Origin of the sequence: Bradyrhizobium sp. SZCCHNR3119 (assembly GCF_032487775.1) — a bacterium.
GTDB lineage: Bacteria > Pseudomonadota > Alphaproteobacteria > Rhizobiales > Xanthobacteraceae > Bradyrhizobium.
On sequence record NZ_JAUEUV010000001.1, the window covers coordinates 2706215 to 2728899 of the forward strand.

At 62.8% G+C, this 22685-nt stretch carries 21 protein-coding genes; 11 read left to right on the forward strand and 10 right to left on the reverse strand.

What is annotated here, in order from left to right:
• Window positions 1-150 precede the first annotated feature (150 nt).
• The 3 genes from leuS to holA are packed head-to-tail and all read left to right on the forward strand — an operon-like array spanning window position 151 to window position 4362.
• Window positions 151-2775 (forward strand): leucine--tRNA ligase, encoded by a 2625-nt coding sequence (gene leuS, locus QX034_RS12605; RefSeq protein WP_315702269.1) that lies wholly within the window; start codon window positions 151-153, stop codon window positions 2773-2775.
• Window positions 2762-3313 (forward strand): LPS assembly lipoprotein LptE, encoded by a 552-nt coding sequence (lptE, locus tag QX034_RS12610; protein ID WP_315702268.1) that lies wholly within the window; start codon window positions 2762-2764, stop codon window positions 3311-3313. The genes leuS and lptE overlap by 14 nt, the downstream gene beginning before the upstream one ends.
• Before the next feature lie 20 nt (window positions 3314-3333).
• Window positions 3334-4362 (forward strand): DNA polymerase III subunit delta, encoded by a 1029-nt coding sequence (gene holA / locus QX034_RS12615; protein WP_315702267.1) that lies wholly within the window; start codon window positions 3334-3336, stop codon window positions 4360-4362.
• A gap of 103 nt (window positions 4363-4465) precedes the next feature.
• On the opposite strand, the gene QX034_RS12620 is transcribed toward holA, so the two are convergent.
• The 7 genes from QX034_RS12620 to hemJ form a co-directional block, all read right to left on the reverse strand.
• Window positions 4466-5359: a ParB/RepB/Spo0J family partition protein gene (locus QX034_RS12620; protein ID WP_315702266.1), complete on the reverse strand. Its 894-nt coding sequence runs from the start codon at window positions 5357-5359 to the stop codon at window positions 4466-4468.
• A gap of 145 nt (window positions 5360-5504) precedes the next feature.
• Window positions 5505-6356 (reverse strand): ParA family protein, encoded by an 852-nt coding sequence (locus QX034_RS12625; RefSeq protein WP_315702265.1) that lies wholly within the window; start codon window positions 6354-6356, stop codon window positions 5505-5507.
• A 27-nt stretch (window positions 6357-6383) separates the two neighbouring features.
• Window positions 6384-7022, reverse strand: a complete 639-nt coding sequence (gene rsmG, locus QX034_RS12630; protein ID WP_315703140.1) for a 16S rRNA (guanine(527)-N(7))-methyltransferase RsmG — start codon at window positions 7020-7022, stop codon at window positions 6384-6386.
• 53 nt (window positions 7023-7075) lie between these two features.
• Window positions 7076-8953: a tRNA uridine-5-carboxymethylaminomethyl(34) synthesis enzyme MnmG gene (gene mnmG, locus QX034_RS12635; RefSeq protein WP_316195442.1), complete on the reverse strand. Its 1878-nt coding sequence runs from the start codon at window positions 8951-8953 to the stop codon at window positions 7076-7078.
• Between the two features lie 182 nt (window positions 8954-9135).
• Window positions 9136-10467 carry a tRNA uridine-5-carboxymethylaminomethyl(34) synthesis GTPase MnmE gene (mnmE, locus tag QX034_RS12640; RefSeq protein WP_315728096.1) on the reverse strand — a complete coding sequence of 444 codons (1332 nt, stop codon included), beginning with the start codon at window positions 10465-10467 and terminating at the stop codon, window positions 9136-9138.
• Window positions 10468-10624: 157 nt separating this feature from the next.
• On the reverse strand, window positions 10625-11890 hold the full coding sequence (rho, locus tag QX034_RS12645) for a transcription termination factor Rho (protein WP_315702262.1): 1266 nt from the start codon (window positions 11888-11890) through the stop codon (window positions 10625-10627).
• Window positions 11891-12133: 243 nt separating this feature from the next.
• Window positions 12134-12556 (reverse strand): protoporphyrinogen oxidase HemJ, encoded by a 423-nt coding sequence (gene hemJ, locus QX034_RS12650; RefSeq protein ID WP_315702261.1) that lies wholly within the window; start codon window positions 12554-12556, stop codon window positions 12134-12136.
• A 414-nt stretch (window positions 12557-12970) separates the two neighbouring features.
• Here hemJ and QX034_RS12655 point away from each other — a divergent pair, with 414 nt between their 5' ends.
• From QX034_RS12655 to dnaQ, 4 genes are read left to right on the forward strand one after another with little or no spacing between them, the layout of a single operon-like run.
• Window positions 12971-13810 carry a pyruvate, water dikinase regulatory protein gene (locus QX034_RS12655; protein ID WP_315702260.1) on the forward strand — a complete coding sequence of 280 codons (840 nt, stop codon included), beginning with the start codon at window positions 12971-12973 and terminating at the stop codon, window positions 13808-13810.
• A gap of 10 nt (window positions 13811-13820) precedes the next feature.
• Window positions 13821-14429, forward strand: coding sequence for a Maf family protein (locus QX034_RS12660; protein WP_315702259.1), 609 nt, complete (start codon window positions 13821-13823; stop codon window positions 14427-14429).
• A 30-nt stretch (window positions 14430-14459) separates the two neighbouring features.
• Window positions 14460-15059, forward strand: coding sequence for a dephospho-CoA kinase (coaE, locus tag QX034_RS12665; protein WP_315702258.1), 600 nt, complete (start codon window positions 14460-14462; stop codon window positions 15057-15059).
• A 39-nt stretch (window positions 15060-15098) separates the two neighbouring features.
• Window positions 15099-15797: a DNA polymerase III subunit epsilon gene (dnaQ, locus tag QX034_RS12670; protein ID WP_315702257.1), complete on the forward strand. Its 699-nt coding sequence runs from the start codon at window positions 15099-15101 to the stop codon at window positions 15795-15797.
• An 89-nt stretch (window positions 15798-15886) separates the two neighbouring features.
• Here dnaQ and secB read toward each other — a convergent pair whose 3' ends face one another.
• Window positions 15887-16366, reverse strand: coding sequence for a protein-export chaperone SecB (gene secB, locus QX034_RS12675; RefSeq protein ID WP_315702256.1), 480 nt, complete (start codon window positions 16364-16366; stop codon window positions 15887-15889).
• 379 nt (window positions 16367-16745) lie between these two features.
• Between secB and QX034_RS12680 the strand changes: the two genes are divergently transcribed.
• The 3 genes from QX034_RS12680 to QX034_RS12690 all read left to right on the forward strand — a co-directional run bounded on the left by QX034_RS12680 (window position 16746) and on the right by QX034_RS12690 (window position 19821).
• The gene (locus QX034_RS12680; RefSeq protein ID WP_315702255.1) at window positions 16746-17447 is read left to right on the forward strand and encodes a Tim44/TimA family putative adaptor protein; all 702 of its coding nucleotides are present in this window, start codon (window positions 16746-16748) and stop codon (window positions 17445-17447) included.
• Between the two features lie 158 nt (window positions 17448-17605).
• Complete coding sequence (locus QX034_RS12685; RefSeq protein WP_316195444.1) at window positions 17606-19246, forward strand: murein transglycosylase A; 1641 nt, start codon at window positions 17606-17608, stop codon at window positions 19244-19246.
• A complete protein-coding gene (locus tag QX034_RS12690; protein WP_315702253.1) occupies window positions 19243-19821 on the forward strand; it encodes a Smr/MutS family protein in 579 nt (192 codons plus the stop codon). Before QX034_RS12685 ends, QX034_RS12690 begins: the two co-directional genes overlap by 4 nt.
• Window positions 19822-19899: 78 nt before the next feature.
• Here QX034_RS12690 and hslU read toward each other — a convergent pair whose 3' ends face one another.
• Both hslU and hslV read right to left on the reverse strand, forming a co-directional pair.
• Window positions 19900-21204 (reverse strand): ATP-dependent protease ATPase subunit HslU, encoded by a 1305-nt coding sequence (gene hslU, locus QX034_RS12695; RefSeq protein WP_315702252.1) that lies wholly within the window; start codon window positions 21202-21204, stop codon window positions 19900-19902.
• Between the two features lie 102 nt (window positions 21205-21306).
• Entirely contained in the window at window positions 21307-21867 is a 561-nt protein-coding gene (hslV, locus tag QX034_RS12700) for an ATP-dependent protease subunit HslV (protein WP_315702251.1), read from the reverse strand.
• Between the two features lie 202 nt (window positions 21868-22069).
• On the opposite strand from hslV, the gene hisB reads away from it, so the two are divergent.
• Entirely contained in the window at window positions 22070-22663 is a 594-nt protein-coding gene (gene hisB, locus QX034_RS12705) for an imidazoleglycerol-phosphate dehydratase HisB (RefSeq protein ID WP_315702250.1), read from the forward strand.
• Window positions 22664-22685 lie beyond the last annotated feature (22 nt).

Genomic DNA, 22685 nt, shown 5'->3' on the forward strand with positions numbered 1-22685 from the left:
CCAAGGCCGCACCAGAATCCCAGATTTGCTGGTGCTCCTGCTTTCCGAAGTTCGCAAACGAACGCGCCGCGATCGGGTGTGAACGTCGGAATGGGAGCACTGGTCCGCGTCTTCACTCGACGCGAATCCTCGAAAATTACAAGCGATTCCATGACATCCGAACGCTACAACGCCCGTGAAGCCGAGCCGCGCTGGCAGCGCGAATGGGACGAGAAGGCGATTTTCGCCGCCAAGAACGACGATCCGCGCCCCAAGTACTACGTGCTGGAGATGTTTCCCTATCCCTCCGGACGAATCCATATCGGCCATGTCAGGAATTATACGCTCGGCGACGTTCTGGCCCGCTTCATGCGCGCCAAAGGCTTCAACGTGCTGCACCCGATGGGGTGGGACGCGTTCGGCCTGCCGGCCGAGAATGCGGCGATCGAGCGCAAGGTGGCGCCAAAGGCCTGGACCTACGACAACATCGCAGCGATGAAGAAGCAGCTGCGCTCGATCGGCCTGTCGCTCGACTGGAGCCGCGAATTCGCTACCTGCGATCCATCCTACTACAAGCACCAGCAGAGGCTCTTTCTCGATTTCATGACGGCGGGGCTGGTCGAGCGCGAGAAGCGCAAGGTCAACTGGGACCCGGTCGACATGACCGTGCTCGCCAACGAACAGGTGATCGACGGCCGCGGTTGGCGCTCGGGCGCTGTGGTCGAGCAGCGCGAGATGAACCAGTGGGTCTTCAAGATCACGAAGTACTCGCAGGAGCTGCTGGACGCGCTCGACAAGTTGGACCGCTGGCCGGACAAGGTGCGGCTGATGCAGCGCAACTGGATCGGCCGCTCCGAAGGCCTCTTGATCCGCTTCGCGCTGGATCCTGCAACGACGCCGGCCGGCGAGACAGAGCTGAAGATCTTCACCACGCGCCCCGACACCCTGTTCGGCGCCAAGTTCATGGCGATCTCGGCCGATCATCCGCTGGCGCAGGCCGCGGCCGCGAAGAACCCCGACCTCGCTGCCTTCATCGCCGAGATCAAGCGCATCGGCACGGCGCAGGAGATCATCGACACCGCCGAGAAGCAGGGTTTCGATACCGGCATCAGGGCCGTGCACCCGTTCGATCCAAGCTGGAAGCTGCCGGTCTATGTCGCGAACTTCGTGTTGATGGAATACGGCACCGGCGCGATCTTCGGCTGCCCGGCGCATGACCAGCGCGACCTCGACTTCGTCAACAAATACGGGCTCGGCAACACGCCAGTGGTCTGCCCGGAGGGGCAGGACCCCGGCACCTTCGTGATCACGGATACCGCCTATGACGGCGAAGGCCGCATGATCAATTCGCGCTTCCTCGACGGCATGAGCATTGCGCAAGCCAAGGAGGAGGTCGCCAAGCGGCTGGAAGGCGAGACGCGCAGCAATGCGCCGGTCGGTGAGCGCCAAGTGAACTTCCGCCTGCGCGACTGGGGCATCTCGCGGCAGCGCTACTGGGGCTGCCCGATCCCGGTGATCCACTGCCCAAAATGCGACGTCGTGCCGGTGCCGGCCGGCCAATTGCCGGTGACGCTGCCGGACGACGCCACCTTCGACAAGCCCGGCAATGCGCTCGACCATCATCCGACCTGGAAGCACGTCACCTGCCCCCAATGCGGGGCGAAGGCGCTGCGCGAAACCGACACGATGGACACCTTCGTCGATTCGTCCTGGTATTTCGCGCGCTTCACCGATCCCTGGAACGAGGCCTCGCCGACGACGCCTAAGGTCGCCAACCGGATGATGCCGGTCGACCAATATATCGGCGGCGTCGAGCACGCGATCCTGCATCTGCTCTACAGCCGCTTTTTCACCCGCGCGATGAAGGCAACCGGCCACGTGGCGATGGACGAGCCGTTCGCCGGCATGTTCACGCAAGGGATGGTCGTGCACGAGACCTACCAGAAGGCCGACGGCACCTATGTGAGCCCGGCCGAGGTCAAGATCGAGACCGGCGACAACGGCCGGCGCGCCGTGCTGGCGGCGACCGGCGAGGACATCACCGTCGGCCCGATCGAGAAGATGTCGAAGTCGAAGAAGAACACGGTCGACCCCGACGACATCATCGAGAGCTACGGCGCCGACGTCGCCCGCTGGTTCATGCTGTCGGACTCGCCGCCCGACCGCGATGTGATCTGGAGCGATGAGCGGGTGCAGGGCGCCGCGCGCTTCGTGCAGCGGCTCTGGCGGCTGGTCAATGAATCGGTCGAATTCAGCAAGGGTGCGCCCTCCTCCCGGCCGACGCAGTTCGGTGCCGACGCGCTGGTCCTGCGCAAGGCCGCGCACGGCGCGCTGGACAAGGTGTCGGGCGGCATCGAGCGGCTGCACTTCAATGTCTGCCTGGCTCACATCCGCGAATTCGCCAATGCGCTGGCCGAGGTGCTGGCAAAGGGCGGCAATCCCAGCGCGGACCTCGCCTGGTCCGTGCGCGAAGCGGCCACCATCCTGGTGCACCTGTTCTCGCCGATGATGCCGCATCTGGCGGAGGAGTGTTGGCAGGCGCTGGACCAGCCTGGGCTGGTCTCGGAAGCCGGCTGGCCACAAATCGAACCGGATTTGCTGGTTGAGGACAGCGTCACCCTGGTGGTCCAGGTCAACGGTAAGAAGCGCGGCGAAGTCACAGTCGCCAGCAATGCGCAGAATCCGGAAATTGAGGCTGCCGTTTTGGGCCTCGATGCAGTAAAATTGGCGCTGGACGGCAAACCTGTCCGCAAGGTGATCATCGTCCCCAAGAGGATCGTGAATGTCGTCGGCTAAGTTTCGGATCGCCTCTCGGCTCGTGGCCGTAGCCGCCCTGGCTGCGCTGACCGCGGGCTGTTTCCAGCCGATGTACGCCGAACATGCCGACGGCACGCCGGGCCTGCGCGACAAGCTGATGGCAATCGACCTGCCGCCGGTCGACAAGCCCACCGCCTCGCCGGAAGCGCGGATCGGCGTCGACATCCGCAATGCGCTCGCCTTCAAACTCTATGGCAATGCCACCGGCTCGCCGCCACTCTATAAGTTGGTCCTGAAATTCCAGACCACTCGCTCGTCGCTGATCATCGATCCCAATACCGGGCTGCCGACCACCGAGAATGTCGGGATCGACGCACAGTATAATCTGGTCGAACTCGCGACCAACAAATCGGTGATGACCGGCACGACCTTCGCCCGCACCTCCTATGACATTCCGGGCTCCTATCAGCGCTTCTCGCGTCTGCGCGCGTTCCGCGATGCCGAAGACCGGGCGGCCGATCAGATCGCCGAAAACATCAAGACCCGGCTAGCCTCCTATTTCAGCGCCGGCATCTAGCCAGCGCGCTCTGAAGAACCGTGGTCGCGCTACGCGGACAAGACATCAACGCTTTCCTCGCCAAGCCGGATGCGGCGCGGCCGGTCATCCTGCTCTACGGCCCCGATGCCGGCCTGGTGCGCGAGCGCGCCGACGCGTTGATCACCTCGGCGGTCGACGATCGCGATGATCCATTTTCAGTGGTCAAGCTGGACGGCGACGAGCTTGCCGCCGAACCCTCGAGGCTGATCGACGAAGCGATGACGGTGCCGCTGTTCGGCGGCCGCCGCGCCATCCGGGTCCGCGCCGGCGCCCGCAATTTTGCCAGCGGCATCGATACGCTCGCAGAGATGTCGCTGAAGGATTGCCGCATCGTCATCGAGGCCGGCGATCTCAGGCCGGAATCGCCGCTGCGCAAGGCGTGCGAACGATCCAAGACCGCGGTCGCGATCGGCTGCTATCCCGACACCGAGCGCGATCTGGCCAAGCTGATCGACGACGAGCTGCGCACGTCCAATCTGCGGATCGCGCCCGACGCTCGGGCCTCGCTGATGTCCCTGCTCGGCGGTGACCGTCAGGCCTCGCGCAACGAACTGCGCAAGTTGACCCTGTTCGCGCACGGCCAGGGCGAGGTGACGCTCGATCACGTGATGGCTGTGGTCGCTGACGCCTCCGAGATGAAGCTCGATCCGATCGTCGACGGCGCCTTCGGCGGCAAGCCCGAACTGGTCGAGACCGAGTTCGCCAAGGCGATGGTCGCCGGCACCTATCCCGGCCTCATTATTTCCGCAGCACAGCGCCATGCGGCCTGGTTGCACAAATCGGCGCTGGCGGTCGCAGCAGGCACGCCGGTCTCGGGGATCCTCGAAGGCGGATTCCCACGGCTGCATTTCTCACGCAAACCTGCTGCGGAAGTGGCGCTGCGAAATTTCTCCCCGGCGCGCCTGCTGCCGATCATCGATCAGCTCGCGACCGCCGCGCTGGAGGCGCGCAAGCAGCCGACGCTGGCCGCGGCGATCGCACAGCGCGCGCTGCTGTCGATTGCGGTCAGCGCCAGACGCCGCGGGTGATGGTTGCGTGGAAGACGTCGGACAGAAGTGACGCTTCGCCCTTCTCCTGAAGAGCCGGATGACCGCAACTTCGTCGAACGGCGCCGCTTGGACGAACTAATTATCAGCCCTGCTCCAACCGGCGCATCACCTCGTCGAGCTGTTCGAGGTTGCGGTAGCTGATTTGCACGGTACCGCCGGGATCGCGGTGATTGACCGACACCGTCAGACCCAGCGCGTCGCCGACGCGCTTCTCGAGTGCGAGCGTGTCGGCATCCTTCTTCTCGCCGGCAGACGCCGCACCGGCACGCGGCTTCTGCGGCTTGCGCTCCGGCACGCCCTCTTCATGCGCCAGCGCTTCGGTCTGACGGACATTGAGTCCCTCGGCGACGATGCGCTTCGCAGCGGACAGCGGGTCGGGCAAGTTAATCAGCGCCCGCGCATGGCCGGCCGAGATCTGACCGGTCGCGATCAAGCCCTGCACCTCCGCCGGCAGCTTCGTCAGTCGCATCATGTTGGCGACATGGCTGCGGCTCTTGCCAACGATCTTGGCGATGTCTTCCTGGCCGCGCTGAAACTCGTTGGCGAGCGCGTGATAGCCCTGCGCCTCTTCCATCGGATTGAGGTCTTCGCGCTGCACGTTCTCGATGATCGCAAGCTCGAGCGCGTCGCTGTCGCTGACATCGACCGGCACGATCGGCACCTCGTGCAGACCCGCGGCCTGCGAGGCGCGCCAGCGGCGCTCACCGGCGATGATCTCATAACGATCCTGCACGCCCTTCACCGGCCGCACCACGATAGGCTGGATCACGCCGTGCTGCTTGATGGAATTGGTCAGCTCGCCAAGCTCGGCCTCTGAGAAGGTACGGCGCGGGTTGCGCGGATTGGGCTTCAAGAATTCGATCGGCACCTTGCGCTGCGCACGCGGCCGCTCCGGCGGCGCGCCGGCTTCACGCCCGACATCTCCGATCAGACTTGCAAGACCGCGGCCCAAACGCGAACGCGCTTCATCGGCCATCGCCTTCTCCCTTGGACTCACGCCGTTCGACTCCTGCTCCCGTTTCCGATCCGGGACGCAGGAGCACAAGCGAACCCGAACTATCTCGATGCGATAACCGGTCCCGCAAAGCGCAAGCGTTGACCGATCCGGACTGATGGCGGGATCAGCTCGTCTTGAGCTCGCGCTCGCGCTGGATCACTTCGGTTGCAAGCTTGAGGTAGGCTTCGCTGCCGACGCACTTCAGATCATAGACCAGCACTGGCTTGCCGTAGGACGGCGCCTCCGAGATGCGCACGTTGCGCGGGATCATCGTGTTGTAGACCTTCGATCCCATGAACTGGCGCACGTCCGCCACCACCTGGTTCGACAGGTTGTTACGGGAGTCGAACATGGTGAGCACGATGCCATGGATCGACAGGTGCGGATTCAAGGTGGCGCGCACCTGCTCCACGGTTTGCAGCAGTTGCGACAGACCTTCGAGGGCGAAGAACTCACACTGCAGCGGCACCAGGATCGCATCGGACGCGGCCATCGCGTTGACCGTGAGCAGGTTCAACGACGGCGGACAATCGACCAGCACATAAGTGTAGTCGGCGTCGGGCGAGACATTGTTGTTGAGACCGGCGATCGCATCGCGCAGCCGGAACGCGCGGTTCGCGCTGGAGCCAAGCTCGAGCTCGAGACCGGAGAGGTCCATCGTCGAGGAGGCGATGTGCAGGCGCGGCACGGCGGTCGGCACCACCGCGTCGCGCAACGCGGCCTCGCCGATCAGAACGTCGTAGGTCGAGCAACTGCGGTTGCGCCGGTCGATGCCAAGTCCGGTCGAGGCATTGCCTTGCGGGTCGAGGTCGACGATCAGCACACGCTCGCCGATCGCGGCCAGCGCGGTCCCGAGATTGATGGCGGTCGTGGTCTTGCCCACCCCACCCTTCTGATTGGCGAGCGCGAGAATGCGCGGCTGGCCCTCTGGGTGCTGGGCCCTATCCTCTTGATAGACTTGATCAATTACGGTCATGCGCGGTCGCCATGTCTGTCGCGGGGGTCAGTTGCGTCGTTCGATATGATCGATCTCGACGATCCAGCCCTGTCCGCCCGTCCGGCTGGGATGAAGTTTCGCCGCAATCTTCCAATATTTGGTAGATTCGGTCAATTCTGACTCTACATCTTGACCCTTGAGAAACAGCGCCGTTGAGCCTCTGTTAACCAAGGGTTCCACAAAACTAATTAGCTGATGTAGCGGAGCCAGCGCACGCGCGGTGACGCAATCGATTCGCCCGCTCCAGTTCTCCACGATATCCCCGATTTCGGACAAATGCACGACGCCAGGTGCGCCGGTGACGCGAATCGCTTCGCGCAAGAATGCTGCTTTCTTGGCGATCCGTTCCACCAAGTGAACCTGCGCGCCCGGCGTTTCCGCCAAGGCACAGGCCAGGACCACGCCGGGAAAGCCGCCGCCGCTGCCGAGATCCATCCAGATCTTGGCCTGCGGCGCGAGCTCCAGGAGTTGCAGCGAGTCGGCGATATGCCGGGTCCAGATCTGCGGCAGCGTCGACGGCGCGACCAGATTGGTCTTGGCTTGCCACTCCCGCAACAAAGCAACATAGCGATCGAGCCGCGCTTCCGTTTCACGTGAAACGGACACGAGCCGCAACGCCGCTGCTTTGTCTGAAGCCAAGTCCATGACGGCCGTTGGCCGCGCGTTTGGTTTCACGTGAAACGATCCCTCACCTTAAGTTAAGCGGTCGCTTTGGTCCGTCGCGCCTCCCGGCGTAGATACGCCGCGAGGATGCCGAGCGCAGCGGGCGTCATGCCATCGATCCGGCTCGCCTGCCCTACTGTCCACGGTCGCGCCGCGATCAGCTTGGCGCGCGCCTCATTGGAAAGGCCCGGAACTGCGCCATAATCGATATCGCCGAGCACCATGCCTTCATCGCGCCGGAACGCATCGACATCCGCGCTCTGACGCTTGAGATAGACATCATATTTGGCATCGATCTCGAGATGGACGGCAATGCCCGGATCGATCGAACCTAGCTCCGGCCAGATCGCGCGGACATCGTCCCACCCCACTTCCGGATAGGCGAGGAGCTCAAACGCAGAGCGGCGCTGACCGTCCTTGTTCAAATTGAGCCCATGCTTGGCCGCCTCATTGGGGGTCAGAGTTAGTGATCGCGCGTGTGTCCTCGCCGCCTCCAGCGCCGCCATCTTTGACCGATGCCGCTCTGCGCGGAAACTGCCGACGCAGCCAAGAGCGATGCCCTTATCGGTCAGGCGTTGGTCGGCATTGTCAGCGCGCAGTGTCAGGCGATACTCGGCGCGCGAGGTGAACATGCGATAGGGCTCGCTGATGCCGCGCGTCACGAGATCATCGATCATCACCCCGAGATAACCATCGGCGCGGTCGAGCACGATGGCGTCGGCGTCACCCGCCACCAACGCGGCATTGAGGCCGGCGACAAGGCCCTGTGCCGCCGCCTCCTCATAACCCGTGGTGCCATTGATCTGTCCGGCCAGGAACAGCCCCTTGAGCCGCTTGGTCTGCAGCGTCGGCTCAAGCTCCCGCGGATCGACGTGATCGTATTCGATAGCATAGCCAGGCCGGATCATCCTGACCCGCTCCAGTCCCGGAATGGTCGGCAGCAGCGCCAGCTGAACCTGTTCCGGCAGCGAGGTCGAGATCCCGTTCGGATAGACCGTGCTATCGTCCAGTCCTTCCGGCTCGAGAAAGATCTGATGACCATCGCGATCGCCGAAACGGACGATCTTGTCTTCCACCGACGGGCAATAGCGCGGGCCCGTGCTCTTGATCTGACCGGAATACATCGGCGACCGGTGGACGTTCGCCCGGATCACCTCATGCGTCGCCGCCGTGGTGCGGGTGATCCCGCATTGAATTTGAGGCGTGACGATCTTGCCCGTAAGCACTGAAAACGGCTCTGGCGGATCATCGCCGGGCTGCATTTCGACCGCGCTCCAATCGATCGTCGTCCCATCGAGACGCGGCGGTGTCCCGGTCTTCAACCGTCCGAGCTTGAACCCGATCGCCTCGAGCGAACGGGACAACCCAAGCGCCGGCGCTTCACCGACCCGGCCAGCCGGCCAGTTCCTCTCACCGAGATGGATGAGACCCCGAAGAAACGTGCCGGTCGTGATCACGACGGCTCCGGCGGACAAGTGCCGTCCATCGCTCAGCTTGATGCCGCTCACGCGGCCGTCGGAAACGACGAGCTCGTCAGCCTCGCCCTCGATCACGTCCAGATTGGCGGTATCATTGATCGCAGCCTGCATCGCCGCTGCATAGAGCTTCCGATCAGCCTGCGCACGGGGACCGCGAACGGCTGGTCCCTTCCGGCGATTGAGTACCCGGAACTGGATGCCGCCGGCGTCCGCAACACGCCCCATCAATCCGTCCAGCGCATCGACTTCGCGAACCAGATGGCCCTTCCCGAGACCGCCGATAGCCGGATTGCAGGACATAGCGCCAATAGTTGCGAACCGATGCGTCACCAACGCGGTCCGAGCGCCCATTCGCGCCGCCGCAGCTGCGGCTTCACAGCCGGCATGGCCGCCGCCGATGACGATGACGCCGAAGGTCTTCATGGCTGTGCTCATGGATCGATATTTAGCGCCGGAAGGCGACCGTCGAAAGACGTTTCACGTGAAACAAGGAAGAGATGCGCGGGGCGCTGTTTCACGTGAAACACCTGCGAGCAATCGTCCATCGTGTTTCACGTGAAACAGCCGGCCGGCCCCGACTTTAACCTCGCATTAAACATAGACAGAGATATCCGCGCCTACTTGCCAATGCAGAACTCGCGAAAGATGACGTCGAGTAAATCCTCGACATCGACCCGGCCAAGCAACTTTCCCAACGCGAAAGCGGCAATGCGCAGCTCCTCGGCGGCAAGCTCCTCCCCGAGCGAGACGACTTCCAGACTCCGCCGCAACGATACGGCCGTTTCCTCCAGAAGCTTTCGATGTCGTTCGCGACTGATCAGACCAGCCTCGGAGCTGCCGAAGTATTCGCCGGCGAACGCGACCAGCCCGTCGAGGAGCTCGGGGACGCCCTTCCCGTTCTTTGCAGCGATCCGATAGGTCGGCACACCATCATTCCGTTGGAGGTCTACCCCATCGCCGCTCAGGTCGATCTTGTTCCGAAGCAGCCAAACCGGAGCTTCGCCATCGTAGTCGATCTTGGCTTCATCCCTCTCGGCGAGCCATAGCACCAGATCGGCGTCGGCCGCGCGTGCCCGCGCCCGACGGACACCCTCCTGCTCCACCGGATCATCCGTGTCCCGGATTCCGGCCGTGTCGATCACCGTCACCGGATAGCCGTCGAGGTCGAGCTGGACTTCGATCACGTCCCGCGTCGTCCCCGCGTGCGGAGAAACAATCGCGACGTCACGCCGCGCGATCTGATTCATCAAGGTCGATTTGCCAACGTTCGGAGGCCCTGCGATCACGACCGTCAGACCTTCACGCAAGCGCTCGGCTCGACCGCCTTCGGCGAGGACGCTTTCGATCTCACCGAGCAGCGTCTCGATGCGCATCGTCGCGGGTCGCATCAGCTCCTGCGGCACATCGCCCTCGTCGGAGAAATCGATCCCGGCTTCGACCAACGCCGACGCCTCAATGATCTGGCGCCGCCATTCGCGCGCTCTATCCCCGAGGAGACCCCTGAACTGCTGTAGCGCCCGACGGCGCTGCCGGTCCGTGTCAGCATGGATCAGATCATCCAGGGCCTCGGCTTCGGTCAGATCGATCTTCCCGTTCTCGAAGGCACGCCGGGTGAATTCGCCGGGCTCCGCGGTGCGCATATTCGGGAGCGCCGAGAGAGCAGAAAACAACGTTGCGACGACTGCGCGACTGCCATGAATATGAAGCTCGGCGACGTCCTCCCCGGTGGCACTGGCCGGGCCGGGAAACCACAGCACCACCGCATCGTCGATTGGCTCGCCCGTAACATCACGCAGCAGCGCCCGTGTCGCGATCCGCGGACGCGGCAGCTTCCCTATTATGGACTGCAGCGCGAACCCGGCCTGCGAACCCGACAGCCGGACGATCGCAATCGCGCTCGGCAGCCGTCCGGAGGACAAAGCAAAGATCGTTTGATCGTGAGGGTGCATGTGCCCTCAGGTGGACCTTCAGGGCCGCAAAAACAATCGATTTGCCGCAAGATGCTTTACGTTCGGCGGAGCGTCTGCCTGACACCGCAGCAAGCACCGGCAAACAAAAAGGGCGCCCGTAACGGCGCCCTTCGTAACCTAGTCTCTGAGCCGTCGCTCAAGTGTTCATCGACTCGAAGAACTCGGCGTTGCTCTTGGTATTGCGGAGCTTGTCGAGCAGGAAGTCGATCGCATCCATGGTGCCCATCGGATTGAGGATGCGCCGGAGCACGTACATCTTCTTGAGGTTCTGCGTGTCGGTGATGAGTTCTTCCTTGCGGGTGCCGGAGCGGGCGATGTCGATCGCCGGGAAGGTCCGCTTGTCCGCAACCTTGCGGTCGAGGATCAGCTCGGAGTTGCCGGTGCCCTTGAACTCTTCAAAGATGACCTCGTCCATGCGACTGCCGGTATCGACCAGCGCGGTCGCGATGATCGTGAGCGAACCACCTTCCTCGATGTTGCGGGCTGCGCCGAAGAACCGCTTCGGGCGCTGCAGCGCATTGGCGTCGACACCGCCGGTCAGCACTTTGCCCGAGGATGGCACCACCGTGTTGTAGGCGCGGCCGAGGCGCGTGATCGAGTCCAGCAGAATGACGACGTCGCGGCCGTGCTCGACCAGGCGCTTGGCCTTCTCGATCACCATCTCCGCGACCTGGACGTGGCGCACCGCCGGCTCGTCGAAGGTCGACGACACCACCTCGCCCTTCACCGAGCGCTGCATGTCGGTGACTTCTTCCGGACGTTCATCGATCAGAAGAACGATGAGGTAGCACTCTGGATGATTAGCCGTGATGGAATGTGCGATGTTCTGCATCAGCACGGTCTTGCCGGTCCGCGGCGGCGCGACGATCAGTGCGCGCTGGCCCTTGCCGATCGGCGCCACAATGTCGATGACGCGTGACGACAGATCCTTCCGGGTCGGATCTTCAATCTCGAGCCGGAAACGCTCATCCGGAAACAGCGGCGTCAGATTGTCGAAATTGACCTTGTGCTTGGACTTCTCGGGATCCTCGAAGTTCAGCGTATTGACCTTCAGCAGCGCAAAATAGCGTTCGCCTTCCTTGGGGCTGCGGATGTGGCCTTCGATCGTATCACCTGTGCGCAAACCGAACCGGCGGATTTGCGACGGCGAAACGTAGATGTCGTCTGGGCCGGGAAGATAATTGGCGTCCGGCGAACGCAGAAAGCCGAAGCCGTCAGAGAGGACTTCGACGACGCCTTCCCCGATAATGTCGGTCTCAGCGATCGCGAGCTGTTTGAGGATGGCGAACATCAGCTCCTGCTTTCGCATCGTGCTGGCGTTCTCGACCCCGTTTTCCTCAGCAAAGGTGACAAGCTCGGCCGGTGTTTTCGACTTGAGGTCCTGAAGTTTGATTTCCCGCATTGGGAGGTCCTGTGGAACGACTTGGGAAGGATGCGAAGTGGCTGTGGGAAGCGCGGACGGAAAAGAAGGTCCGCAGGTCTAAGCAAAGTTGGCGCCATGGAGGCACCAAACCTGATGCGGCGGCCGGTCAAACCGGAACGCAACCACATCCGCCTGCGTGGGGTGGGGATGACCTCAATATAGAAAATCGCATCTCATTGCGCAAGGCGCCACGCAGCAAACTGTCATGCTGGTTTTACCGGTCTAAAACGGCTTTACAATCACGAGGATAACGATACCGATCATCAGTACCGTCGGTAGCTCATTGATGATGCGATAGAAACGCTGGGTGTGCGTATTGCGGTCGGCTGCGAACTCCCTGACCCAGCGTGAAAAGAACCCGTGAACGCCGGACATGATCAGGACCAGCAGGAATTTGACGTGGAACCAGCCGGCCATATACCAGCCGCCGGCCCAGACCAGATACAGCCCGGCGAGCCAGGTCACGATCATGGCCGGGTTGATGATCGCCTTGAACAGCCGCCGTTCCATGACCTTGAAGGTCTCGGACTGCTTGGAGCCGATCTCGGCTTCGCAGTGATAGACGAACAGTCGGGGCAGATAGAGCATGCCGGCCATCCACGAGATGACCGCAATGACGTGCAGCGCCTTGATCCACTCATACATCGAGACGAGCAATCCTCTGGTGGGCCGATCCCTCTTGCAGAGGAGACATATCCGCTCGCTCGATGCCCTCCAAACCAAATAAATTTTGAATCTTAAGGTTTGAGTCTAGGTAGACGTGGATTGGACTCATGCAATGCAGCTCGCAGCTTTCGCCCAGCTTCTTCACATCCCTCAACAAGCCGGTGCTGAACCTCTGCCGGCGGCACAAGACAATGCATCTCAGGGACTTGCGCAGAGTGATCGACAGCTTATCCAGAGACAAGCGAGCTTCGTCCCGATATCATCGAGCCATCGGGTCGACTTATCCTGGCGGGCAGGCATGTGTAGAAGATTGGCGGTTATCCAAAGCCTCCGGGGTGAGGCCGCTTTTTTCGGCGCATCCTTCACCGAGATTCACAGATTGTTAGGGAATTGATGCCCACCACCGGCAACTATTTTCACCTGCATTTGGTTTCGGACTCGACCGGCGAAACCTTGATTACGGTCGCCCGTGCGGTGGCCGCGCAATACACCAACATCACACCCGTCGAGCATGTATATCCGCTGGTCCGCAGCCAGAAGCAGCTCGACCGCGTGCTCGACGAGATCGAGGAATCACCGGGCATCGTGCTGTTCACGCTGCTCGAGAAGGATCTGGTCAGCCGGCTGGAGGCCAAGTGTCAGGAAGTCAACATCCCTAGCCTGTCGATCATCGGGCCGGTGATGCAGCTGTTCGAAGCCTATCTGGGCGCGGCGACCGCCGGTCGCGTGGGCGCGCAGCATGTGCTCAATGCGGAATATTTCGCACGCATCGATGCGCTGAATTACACCATGCTCCACGATGATGGGCAGCTGGTCGAGGATCTCGAAGGAGCCGAGGTCGTGCTGGTCGGCGTGTCCCGCACCTCGAAGACGCCGACCTCGATCTATCTCGCCAATCGCGGGGTGCGCACGGCCAACGTGCCGCTGGTCCCCGGCATTCCGATCCCGCATCAGCTTGAAAATTTGAAGAAGCCTCTGGTCGTCAGCTTGCATGCGACGCCGGAACGGCTGATCCAGGTGCGACAGAACCGGCTGCTCAGCATGGGCGCCGACACCAGCAACGAGACCTATGTCGACAAGCAGTCGGTGGCTGAAGAGGTCGCCTATGCGCGCAAGCTCAGCGCGAAGTTCGACTGGGTCATGCTCGATGTCACGCGTCGCTCGATCGAGGAGACGGCGGCTGCAATCCTGAAACTCTATTCCGACCGGCAGCGACAGCGACTGCTGGAGTGATGAGCGCGACATGACTTTATGGCGCGGCGAAGTGCCGCTTGTCCTTGCCTCCCAGAGCCGGGCGCGGCGAACGCTGCTCGAGAATGCCGGACTGGCCTGCGTGGCCGAGCCGGCCGATATCGACGAGCGTGCGATGCAGACGGAATCCGGTCTGGTTGCGCCCTATGAGCTCGCGCTGCATCTCGCAAAGGCCAAGGCGCTGGCGGTCTCGGCCACGAAGCCCGGTGCCCACGTCGTCGGAGCCGACCAGACGCTGGCGCTGGGTGACCGTCTGTTCAACAAACCCGCGGGCCGTGATGAGGCCCATCGGCAATTGCTCGCGCTTGCCGGTCGGACCCATGCGCTGCATTCGGCCATCGCGGTTGCCCGCGACAGCGAGGTGGTGTTCTCGCATGTCGCGGTCGCTTGGATGTCGATGCGGCCGCTGAGCGAGACCGATATTTCGGCCTATCTCGACGAGGCCGGGGCGGCGGTCACGACGAGCGTCGGCGCCTATCAGCTCGAAGGGCTCGGCGTGCATCTGTTCGATCGTATCGATGGTGATCATTTCACCATCCTCGGCCTGCCGCTGCTGCCGCTGCTGGCCTTCTTCAGAGATGCGCAGCTGCTCGCAATGTAACGGCTGGCCGCGCAGACCGGAGAGAGGCGAATGAAAGTGCTTGGGCTGACCGGCTCGATCGGGATGGGCAAATCAACGACGGCAAAGCTGTTCGCCGAGGCCGGCGTTCCGGTCTACGATGCCGATGCTACGGTCCATAAGGTATATGAGGGCGAAGCCGTGCCTGCGATCGAGGCCGCCTTCCCTGGCACCACTCTCAATGGCAAGGTCGATCGCACCAAACTGTCGGCGAGGGTCGTCGGCGATCCCGAGGCGATCAGGCGGCTCGAGGGAATCGTCCATCCGATGCTGCGCTCCTATCATCAGAGGTTTCTCGAGGATGCCGAGCGGTCGGGGGCCGCGGTCGCGGTGGTCGATGTGCCACTGTTGTTCGAGACCGGCGGCGATAAACGTGTCGATGCGGTTGTCGTGGTTACGACATCGCCGGAGATTCAACGCGAGCGCATTCTGGCACGTGGGACCATGTCGCGTGAGGCGCTCGATGCTATTCTGGCTCGCCAAATGCCCGATGAGGAAAAGCGCAAGCGGGCCGATTTCGTCGTGGATACGTCACACGGACTCGAGCCCGTACGGGCCCGTATTCGCGACATCCTCGATCAGCTTGTTAAGATGCCGCGGCGGCGAAGCTGATTCGTGACGGTCAAGCCGATCTGACGGACCAGACAAGACATGCGTGAAATCGTTCTCGACACGGAAACCACAGGCCTCGATCCCTTGCGTGGCGATCGGCTGGTCGAGATCGGCTGTATCGAGATTTTCAACCGCATGCCGACGGGCCAGGTCTTTCATCGCTACATCAACCCGGAACGCGACATGCCGGCCGAGGCCTTCGCGGTTCACGGACTGTCGACCGAATTTCTCGCGACCAAGCCGCTGTTCCACGAGATCGTGGAGGAGTTTCTGACCTTCATCGGCGATGCGCCGCTGGTCATTCATAATGCGTCATTCGACGTCGGTTTCATCAACGCCGAACTCGACCGCGTGAGGCGGGCACCGATTCCGCGCGAGCGGCTGGTCGATACCTTGTTGCTGGCACGCCGGAAGCATCCAGGCGTGTCGAACCGGCTGGATGATCTCTGCTCCCGTTACGCGATCGATAATTCCCGCCGCACCAAGCACGGCGCGTTGCTCGATGCTGAGCTGCTCGCCGAAGTCTATGTCGATTTGGTCGGGGCGCGGCAGTCGCAGCTCATCCTGACCCAGGAGAGTGCGGAGATTCGTGTCGGGACATCCACCGACATGCCGCGTCGGCAACGTGACGTGCCGCTTGCGCCGCGGATTTCCGAGGCAGAACGCGAGGCCCATCGCGCCTTTATCGCAACTCTGGGCGATAAGCCGCTCTGGACTGATTTCATGCCGGGAACGTGATCCGCCTCGGCCTATTGGCCTGACGGATCACGCGCCTTCGTCTCAATTCACCCGACGATATTCACTTGGCGGTCTTCGTCTAGCAGCGCTCAGCTCAGCTGACCCTGGCCAGCTGCCTGCCGTTCCATGTTCTGCCGGTACAGGCCGACGAAATCCACCGGGTCCAGCATCAGCGGCGGGAACCCGCCGTCGCGTACCGAAGTCGCCACGATCTCGCGAGCGAACGGGAACAACAGCCGGGGGCACTCGATCAGCAGCATCGGCGACAGGTTTTCGCGGGGGATGTTGACCAGCCGGAACACGCCGCCATAGACGAGTTCGAAGCTGAACATCAGCTTGCCGGCGCTTTCGGCCTTGCCGTCGATCGACAGCGTCACCTCGTACTCGTTCTCGGCGATGTTGTTTGCACCGACATTGATCTGAATGTTGATCTGCGGCGGCTGGGCCTGCGGGGACAGCGACTGCGGCGCATTCGGATTCTCGAACGAGAGATCCTTGGTGTACTGCGCCAGGACGTTCAGCTGGGGAGGAGGGGCTGCCTCGGGAGTGGCGCCGTTACCATTGGTCATGAAGTGTTCTCCTGGCACAAAAAGGGCGAATTATCGCGGCGCGTGGCTAACATACGGCCGGTCTGTTCCACAAGGACGAGCGTGGGAAGGACGGATGTCAGCTCCTGCGGCGGACCCGTTTTTACCGACCGCCATCACGCCAGCCACGCAACCCTAACGGCCGGTAAACACTTGAACGGGCATTAATTCCCGGCGGGATCGGATTTCCCCTCCGTTCCGAAACAGGTTACAATTCCGTGCCAGAATGCGTCATTGGCTGGGCTCAATTGAGTGACTACATCGAGGCGATAATCGACCCGGTAGTCTCAGCCGGCTTTGAAACAGCGAGCCCGACGGTCGATTTCGTGGCCGGCGCGAGAAGTCAGAAAGCGAAAACGACGTGGATATCTATACCATCATCTTCCTGGCGCTGGCGGTCTTTATCTTTGTGCGCCTGCGCGCCGTGCTTGGGCAGCGGACCGGTAGCGAGCGTCCACCCTTCGATCGGGCCGCTCGGAACGCTGTCCAGGGTGCGCCTGATAGTAATGCCATGCCGGTTCCAGGCAAACTGATCGAGCCGGCCGCGCCTCTGCAGACGGCCGACTTGGCTCCTGCAGCCGACCGCTGGAAGGGACTGGCCGAACCGGGCAGCGCGCTGGCCCGGGGTTTGGACGGCATCGCCGCCCAGGACTCCGCTTTTGACCCGCGCCATTTCATCTCGGGTGCGCGCAGCGCCTACGAGATGATCGTGCTGGCCTTTGCCAATGGCGATCGCCGCGCGTTGCGCGACCTGTTGTCGCCGGACGTTTATGACAGCTTCGAAGCGGTCATCAAGGATCGCGAGAAGCACGAGCAGACGAACGAGACCCGCTTCGTCTCGATCGACAAGGCCGAACTGGTCGGCGCCGAGCTGCGCGACCGCACCGCGCAGCTGACGGTGCGCTTCGTCTCGCAGATGATCTCCGTCACGCGCGACAAGGCGGGCACGATTGTCGACGGCAATCCGGACAAGGTCGCCGATATCACCGACATCTGGACTTTTGCCCGCGACGTCACCTCGCGCGATCCGAACTGGAAACTGATCGGCACCGGCAGCCATTGAGGTCAGGCAGCCGCGCCGTGCACGGCTCCGCTATGGAGGAGGACAGATAGAACATCGTGAGAGCATCGCCGAGGCACTGAGGCGCAGCGCTCGTAGGTATTCTTGTCTAAGTCTTAATTTCCAAGGTTCGCGTTGAGTGGTGTTTAGATGGTGCAGCGATGGTTCGCGAATTTTGGAAGCTGCCTTTTTCAGGCAATCGCCTCAACTACGCTGTCGCGGCGCTTGGCTTGACCGCGGCTGTGGGCGTGCTGACGCCCTATGCCGCCGAAGCCGTTCGCGCCGCCCGCCGCCATGAGCCGGTAGCACCGGCCCGCCACCTCCCCTACCCACATTTGGACTGGCCGCTGCAGATCGCCGGCAGCCAATATGTTCCGTTATCCTGGGCCGAGGTCCCCGGCTGGACCGATGATGATCATCTGGCAGCTTATCGGACATTCCGTGCGAGCTGTAAGCCGATCGCCGCGCAGCAGAATGCTGTCGCTGATCCGAAAACCCCCAACGCAAACGGCGGCGAGCCAAAAGCGCTGGGCGACTCCTTGCGCGATCCTTGCCGCGCAGCGCAATCGCTCGATATCTCCGACGGCACCAAAGCACGGGCCTTCTTTGAAGCTCACTTCCTGCCCTTGAAGATTTCACGACTGGGCGACAGCAACGGCTTCGTCACCGGCTATTACGAGCCAGTCTTGGACGGATCGCGCACGCAGAATGAAGTCTACAATGTCCCGGTCTATCGCCGGCCTTCCAACCTGTTCGTGCGAGGCTTCAAGCAGGATGCGCCGAGCTTGCCTAACAAGGGGCCGGTCTACCGCAAGATCGGACGCCGCAAGCTCGTGCCCTATTACGACCGTGCTGCGATCGAAGACGGTGCGATCGAAGGTCGCGGACTCGAAATCTGCTGGCTCAAGAGCCAGACCGACTTGCTGTTCATGCAGATCCAGGGCTCGGCACGTATTCAGCTCGACGACAGCTCGACCCTTCGCGTCAATTATGACGCCTATAACGGTTACCCCTACACGCCCGTCGGCCGCATTCTGATCGAACGCGGCATCATCCCCCGCGAAGAGATGTCGATGCAGCGGATCAGGGAGTGGATGGAGCAGAATCCGAACGCTGCGGACGAAGTTCGCCGGCAGAATCGGTCCTACATCTTCTTTCGCGAGGTGCAGCTCTCGGATAAGGACGAAGCGGTGGGCGCACAGGGCATTCCGCTGACACCGGGACGATCGATCGCCGTCGACAAGTCGCTGCATGTCTATGGTACGCCGTTCTTCATCACCGGCGAGTTGCCGATCGAATCGGAGCGCTCCAAGACCGCGTTCCACCGGCTGATGATCGCGCAGGACACCGGCTCGGCCATCGTCGGGCCCGCGCGGGCCGATCTCTATTTCGGTGCCGGTGCGGACGCAGGCAAGGTTTCCGGTCGGCTCAAGCACAACATGGAATTCGTAATGCTCGTGCCGAAAAGTCTCGATCCAGTGGCGCGGGGCCACAAGATGCCGCTGCCGGATTCGCGACCGTCGGAGAAGATCGCCAAGCTGTTTCCGCAGCTACCGCCCAAGGATCCGGACCAAGCCAAGGATCAAACGAAGGATCGGAAGTCCGCGGCAGTCGTTCCCGACCCGGCCCCACCTGCTGCTGCCGCTGCCGCTTCAGCCCCGGCATCCGCAGCGAATTCGCCTGCCTCATCGGCTGCGAGCGCGGCGCAAGCCGTGCCGCTGCCGGAGCCGAGGCCCAGCATCGAAAGTGATGCAACGATCAGCGGCTCTCATCGTGGCCGGCATCACCGTCATCGCCAATGAAACCGCCGTCGCAGGATCCGAAGTCACCGCGCGGTCGACGGCGCGGCTTGAGCGAAGAAGATCGCGCTTTGTGGGAGACCGTAATCAAGCAGGTCAGGCCGCTGCGCAAGAAGCCACGTCCGACCAAGCCGCATCCGCCGATGTCGGCGCCTGAGCCGGTCCTCGCAAAACCAAGTTCACCGCGTCCGGTTACTCCGATCCCGGTGCCGAAACCTGCAAAGGCTCCGATGCCGCCGCTGGCGCCGCTCGGCCGCCGTGAACGCGCGCGCCTGTCGCGCGGCCGCAACGAGATCGACGCGCGGCTCGACCTGCACGGCATGACCCAACATCGGGCGCACCAGGCGCTGCATCTATTTCTGCAGCGGGCGCATCATGAAGGCCTGACCTTCGTGCTCGTGATCACCGGTAAGGGCACGGTCGGCAGCGACCCCGAGCGGGGGGTGCTGCGGCGGCAGGTGCCGCAATGGCTGAGCCTGCCGGAATTCCGCTCCCTCATCGTCGGCTTCGAGGAGGCCCATATTGGCCACGGCGGCGCCGGGGCACTCTATGTGCGGATCCGGCGCACCCGAGCTTAAGCCGCAAGAATGCGAGACGGGGGTACACCGCGCGTTTCTGCGTCCGAGCGCTTCTCGCGGGAATGACAGGGTCGAGAACTACAAAATGAACCGGCTCAGGTCGGCGTTCTTGGCGAGGTCGCCGATGTGCTGCTGCACGTAGTCGGCATCGACCCGGATGGTCTCGCCGCCGCGGTCGGATGCGGTAAAGGAGATGTCGTCCAGCACCCGCTCCATGACGGTCTGCAGCCTGCGCGCGCCGATGTTCTCGACCGTGGAATTAACGGCCACCGCGACGTCAGCCAGCGCGTCGATGGCATTGTCGGTGATCTCGAGGGTGACGCCTTCCGTCTGCATCAGGGCGACATACTGCTTGATCAGCGAAGCCTCCGGCTCGGTCAGGATCCTGCGCATGTCGTCGCGGCTGAGCGCCTGCAGCTCGACCCGGATCGGCAGGCGGCCCTGCAGCTCCGGCAGCAGGTCGGACGGTTTGGCGATGTGGAAGGCACCCGAAGCGATGAAGAGGATGTGATCGGTCTTGACCGCACCGTGCTTGGTCGAGACCGTGGTTCCTTCGATCAGCGGCAGCAAATCGCGCTGGACGCCCTCGCGCGAGACATCGCCGCCGGCACGGTTTTCGCGGACGCAGATCTTGTCGATCTCATCCAGGAACACGATGCCGTTGTTCTCGACCACGCTGATCGCTTCCTGCACCAACTGGTCGTTGTCGAGCAGCTTGTCGGATTCCTCGTTGATGAGGATCTCGTGCGAGCCTGCCACCGTCAGGCGCCGCGTCTTGGTGCGCCCTCCCATCTTGCCGAACAGATCGCCGATCGAGATTGCACCCATCTGCGCGCCCGGCATGCCCGGAATCTCGAACATCGGAAAACCGCTGCCGGAGGATTGCGTCTCGACCTCGATCTCCTTGTCGTTGAGCTCGCCGGCGCGCAGCTTGCGGCGGAACGAGTCCCGCGTGGCAGCACTAGAGTTCGCGCCAACCAGTGCGTCGAGCACGCGCTCTTCGGCGGCGAGCTGGGCGCGCGCGGCGACATCCTTGCGCTTGCGCTCGCGCACCTGGATGATTGCGATCTCGACGAGGTCGCGGATGATCTGCTCGACGTCGCGGCCGACGTAGCCGACCTCGGTGAATTTGGTGGCTTCGACCTTGAGGAACGGCGCGCCGGCGAGCTTTGCCAGGCGCCGCGCGATCTCGGTCTTGCCGACGCCTGTCGGCCCGATCATCAGGATGTTTTTGGGCAGCACCTCTTCGCGCAAGCCGGCGTCGAGCTGCAGCCTCCGCCAGCGGTTGCGCAGCGCGATGGAGACCGCGCGCTTGGCGTCGGCCTGGCCGACGATGAAGCGGTCGAGTTCGGAGACGATTTCGCGGGGGGAAAAGTCGGTCATGGACTTTAGCTAGGGCTGGTTTGGGATCGGGGCAAGCCGGGTTGCTGCCGCAATGTCCGGCCGTCGGCTCGGGTCGGCGGACACAGCGCGAAGCCGGCTGGATCAGCCCGCCTCGAGCGCCTCGATCGTGATGTTGCGGTTGGTGTAGACGCAGATGTCGGCCGCGATATCGAGGGCACGGCGGACGATGGTCTCGGCGTCCTTGTCGGTATCGATCAAGGCGCGGGCCGCGGCCAGCGCGTAATTGCCGCCGGAGCCGATCGCCATGACCCCGGCCTCTGGTTCCAGCACGTCGCCGGTGCCGGTCAGGACCAATGAAACGTCCTTGTCGGCGACGATCATCATCGCTTCCAGCCGACGCAGATAGCGGTCCGTGCGCCAATCCTTGGCGAGCTCGACCGCCGCCCGGGTGAGTTGCCCCGGATATTGCTCAAGCTTGCTTTCCAGCCGTTCGAACAGGGTGAAGGCGTCGGCCGTGGCGCCGGCAAAGCCGCCGATCACGTCGCCCTTGCCGAGCTTGCGGACCTTCTTGGCGTTGGACTTGATCACGGTCTGGCCGATCGAGACCTGGCCGTCGCCGCCGATCACCACGCGTCCGCCCTTGCGGACCGTCAGAATCGTGGTGCCATGCCAGACCGGCAGCTGGTTTTGGGATGCTTGCATGCGGAATCCTTGCTCAGAGCCTTGCATCTAGGGCCTGCTGGCCGGGGATGCAATTACCAGCCAAGGTAACGGTCAAAGCTGGCATGGACTTGAAATCCGCTCACCATAGGCCGAGATGGAGGTCTCATCCCGTCATCCCGCAGTAGCGAAGCTGACATCCGCCTGTTAAAAGGGCCGCGTTTTCAAGGGAAAGCAGACCCTCATGCGCAGCGCGACCATCAAGCGCAAGACCAAAGAGACCGACATCGAGGTGGCCGTCAATCTGGATGGCTCCGGACTGTCCGAGATCGCGACCGGTATCGGCTTCCTCGATCACATGCTCGACCTGCTGGCGCGTCATTCCCGCATCGACATGACGGTCAAGGCGGCCGGCGATCTGCACATCGATTACCATCACACCACTGAGGACGTCGGGATCGCACTCGGCCAGGCCGTCAAGCAGGCGCTGGGCGACATGGCGGGTATCACCCGCTACGCCTCGATCCACATGCCGATGGACGAGACGCTGACCCGGGTCGTGATCGACGTCTCGGGGCGGCCGATGCTGGTGTTTCGCACCACCTTTCCGCGCGACAAGATCGGTGAGTTCGATACCGAGCTGGTGCGCGAATGGTTCAATGCCTTCGCGATGAACGCCGGCATTACGCTGCATGTCGAAACCCTGTACGGCGAGAACAGTCATCATATCGCCGAATCCTGCTTCAAGGGTCTCGCGCGCGCTCTTCGCGTGGCGGTCGGCATCGATCCGCGCGCGGCAGGCGAAGTGCCATCCACCAAGGGTCGGCTCGGCGGCTGACCTCCTTGCGAGGACTATCAAG

Coding starts and splice junctions, on each gene's coding strand:
- secB (WP_315702256.1), bottom strand. CDS start 16,366: ATGACCAATGGTAACGGCGCCACTCCCGAGGCAGCCCCTCCTCCCCAG.
- QX034_RS12620 (WP_315702266.1), bottom strand. CDS start 5,359: ATGGCCGATGAAGCGCGTTCGCGTTTGGGCCGCGGTCTTGCAAGTCTG.
- QX034_RS12685 (WP_316195444.1), top strand. CDS start 17,606: ATGGTTCGCGAATTTTGGAAGCTGCCTTTTTCAGGCAATCGCCTCAAC.
- hslV (WP_315702251.1), bottom strand. CDS start 21,867: ATGCAAGCATCCCAAAACCAGCTGCCGGTCTGGCATGGCACCACGATT.
- QX034_RS12625 (WP_315702265.1), bottom strand. CDS start 6,356: ATGACCGTAATTGATCAAGTCTATCAAGAGGATAGGGCCCAGCACCCA.
- rho (WP_315702262.1), bottom strand. CDS start 11,890: ATGCGGGAAATCAAACTTCAGGACCTCAAGTCGAAAACACCGGCCGAG.
- dnaQ (WP_315702257.1), top strand. CDS start 15,099: ATGCGTGAAATCGTTCTCGACACGGAAACCACAGGCCTCGATCCCTTG.
- coaE (WP_315702258.1), top strand. CDS start 14,460: ATGAAAGTGCTTGGGCTGACCGGCTCGATCGGGATGGGCAAATCAACG.
- mnmE (WP_315728096.1), bottom strand. CDS start 10,467: ATGCACCCTCACGATCAAACGATCTTTGCTTTGTCCTCCGGACGGCTG.
- hisB (WP_315702250.1), top strand. CDS start 22,070: ATGCGCAGCGCGACCATCAAGCGCAAGACCAAAGAGACCGACATCGAG.
- QX034_RS12690 (WP_315702253.1), top strand. CDS start 19,243: ATGAAACCGCCGTCGCAGGATCCGAAGTCACCGCGCGGTCGACGGCGC.
- lptE (WP_315702268.1), top strand. CDS start 2,762: ATGTCGTCGGCTAAGTTTCGGATCGCCTCTCGGCTCGTGGCCGTAGCC.
- QX034_RS12660 (WP_315702259.1), top strand. CDS start 13,821: ATGACTTTATGGCGCGGCGAAGTGCCGCTTGTCCTTGCCTCCCAGAGC.
- QX034_RS12655 (WP_315702260.1), top strand. CDS start 12,971: ATGCCCACCACCGGCAACTATTTTCACCTGCATTTGGTTTCGGACTCG.
- rsmG (WP_315703140.1), bottom strand. CDS start 7,022: ATGGACTTGGCTTCAGACAAAGCAGCGGCGTTGCGGCTCGTGTCCGTT.
- leuS (WP_315702269.1), top strand. CDS start 151: ATGACATCCGAACGCTACAACGCCCGTGAAGCCGAGCCGCGCTGGCAG.
- hemJ (WP_315702261.1), bottom strand. CDS start 12,556: ATGTATGAGTGGATCAAGGCGCTGCACGTCATTGCGGTCATCTCGTGG.
- hslU (WP_315702252.1), bottom strand. CDS start 21,204: ATGACCGACTTTTCCCCCCGCGAAATCGTCTCCGAACTCGACCGCTTC.
- mnmG (WP_316195442.1), bottom strand. CDS start 8,953: ATGAGCACAGCCATGAAGACCTTCGGCGTCATCGTCATCGGCGGCGGC.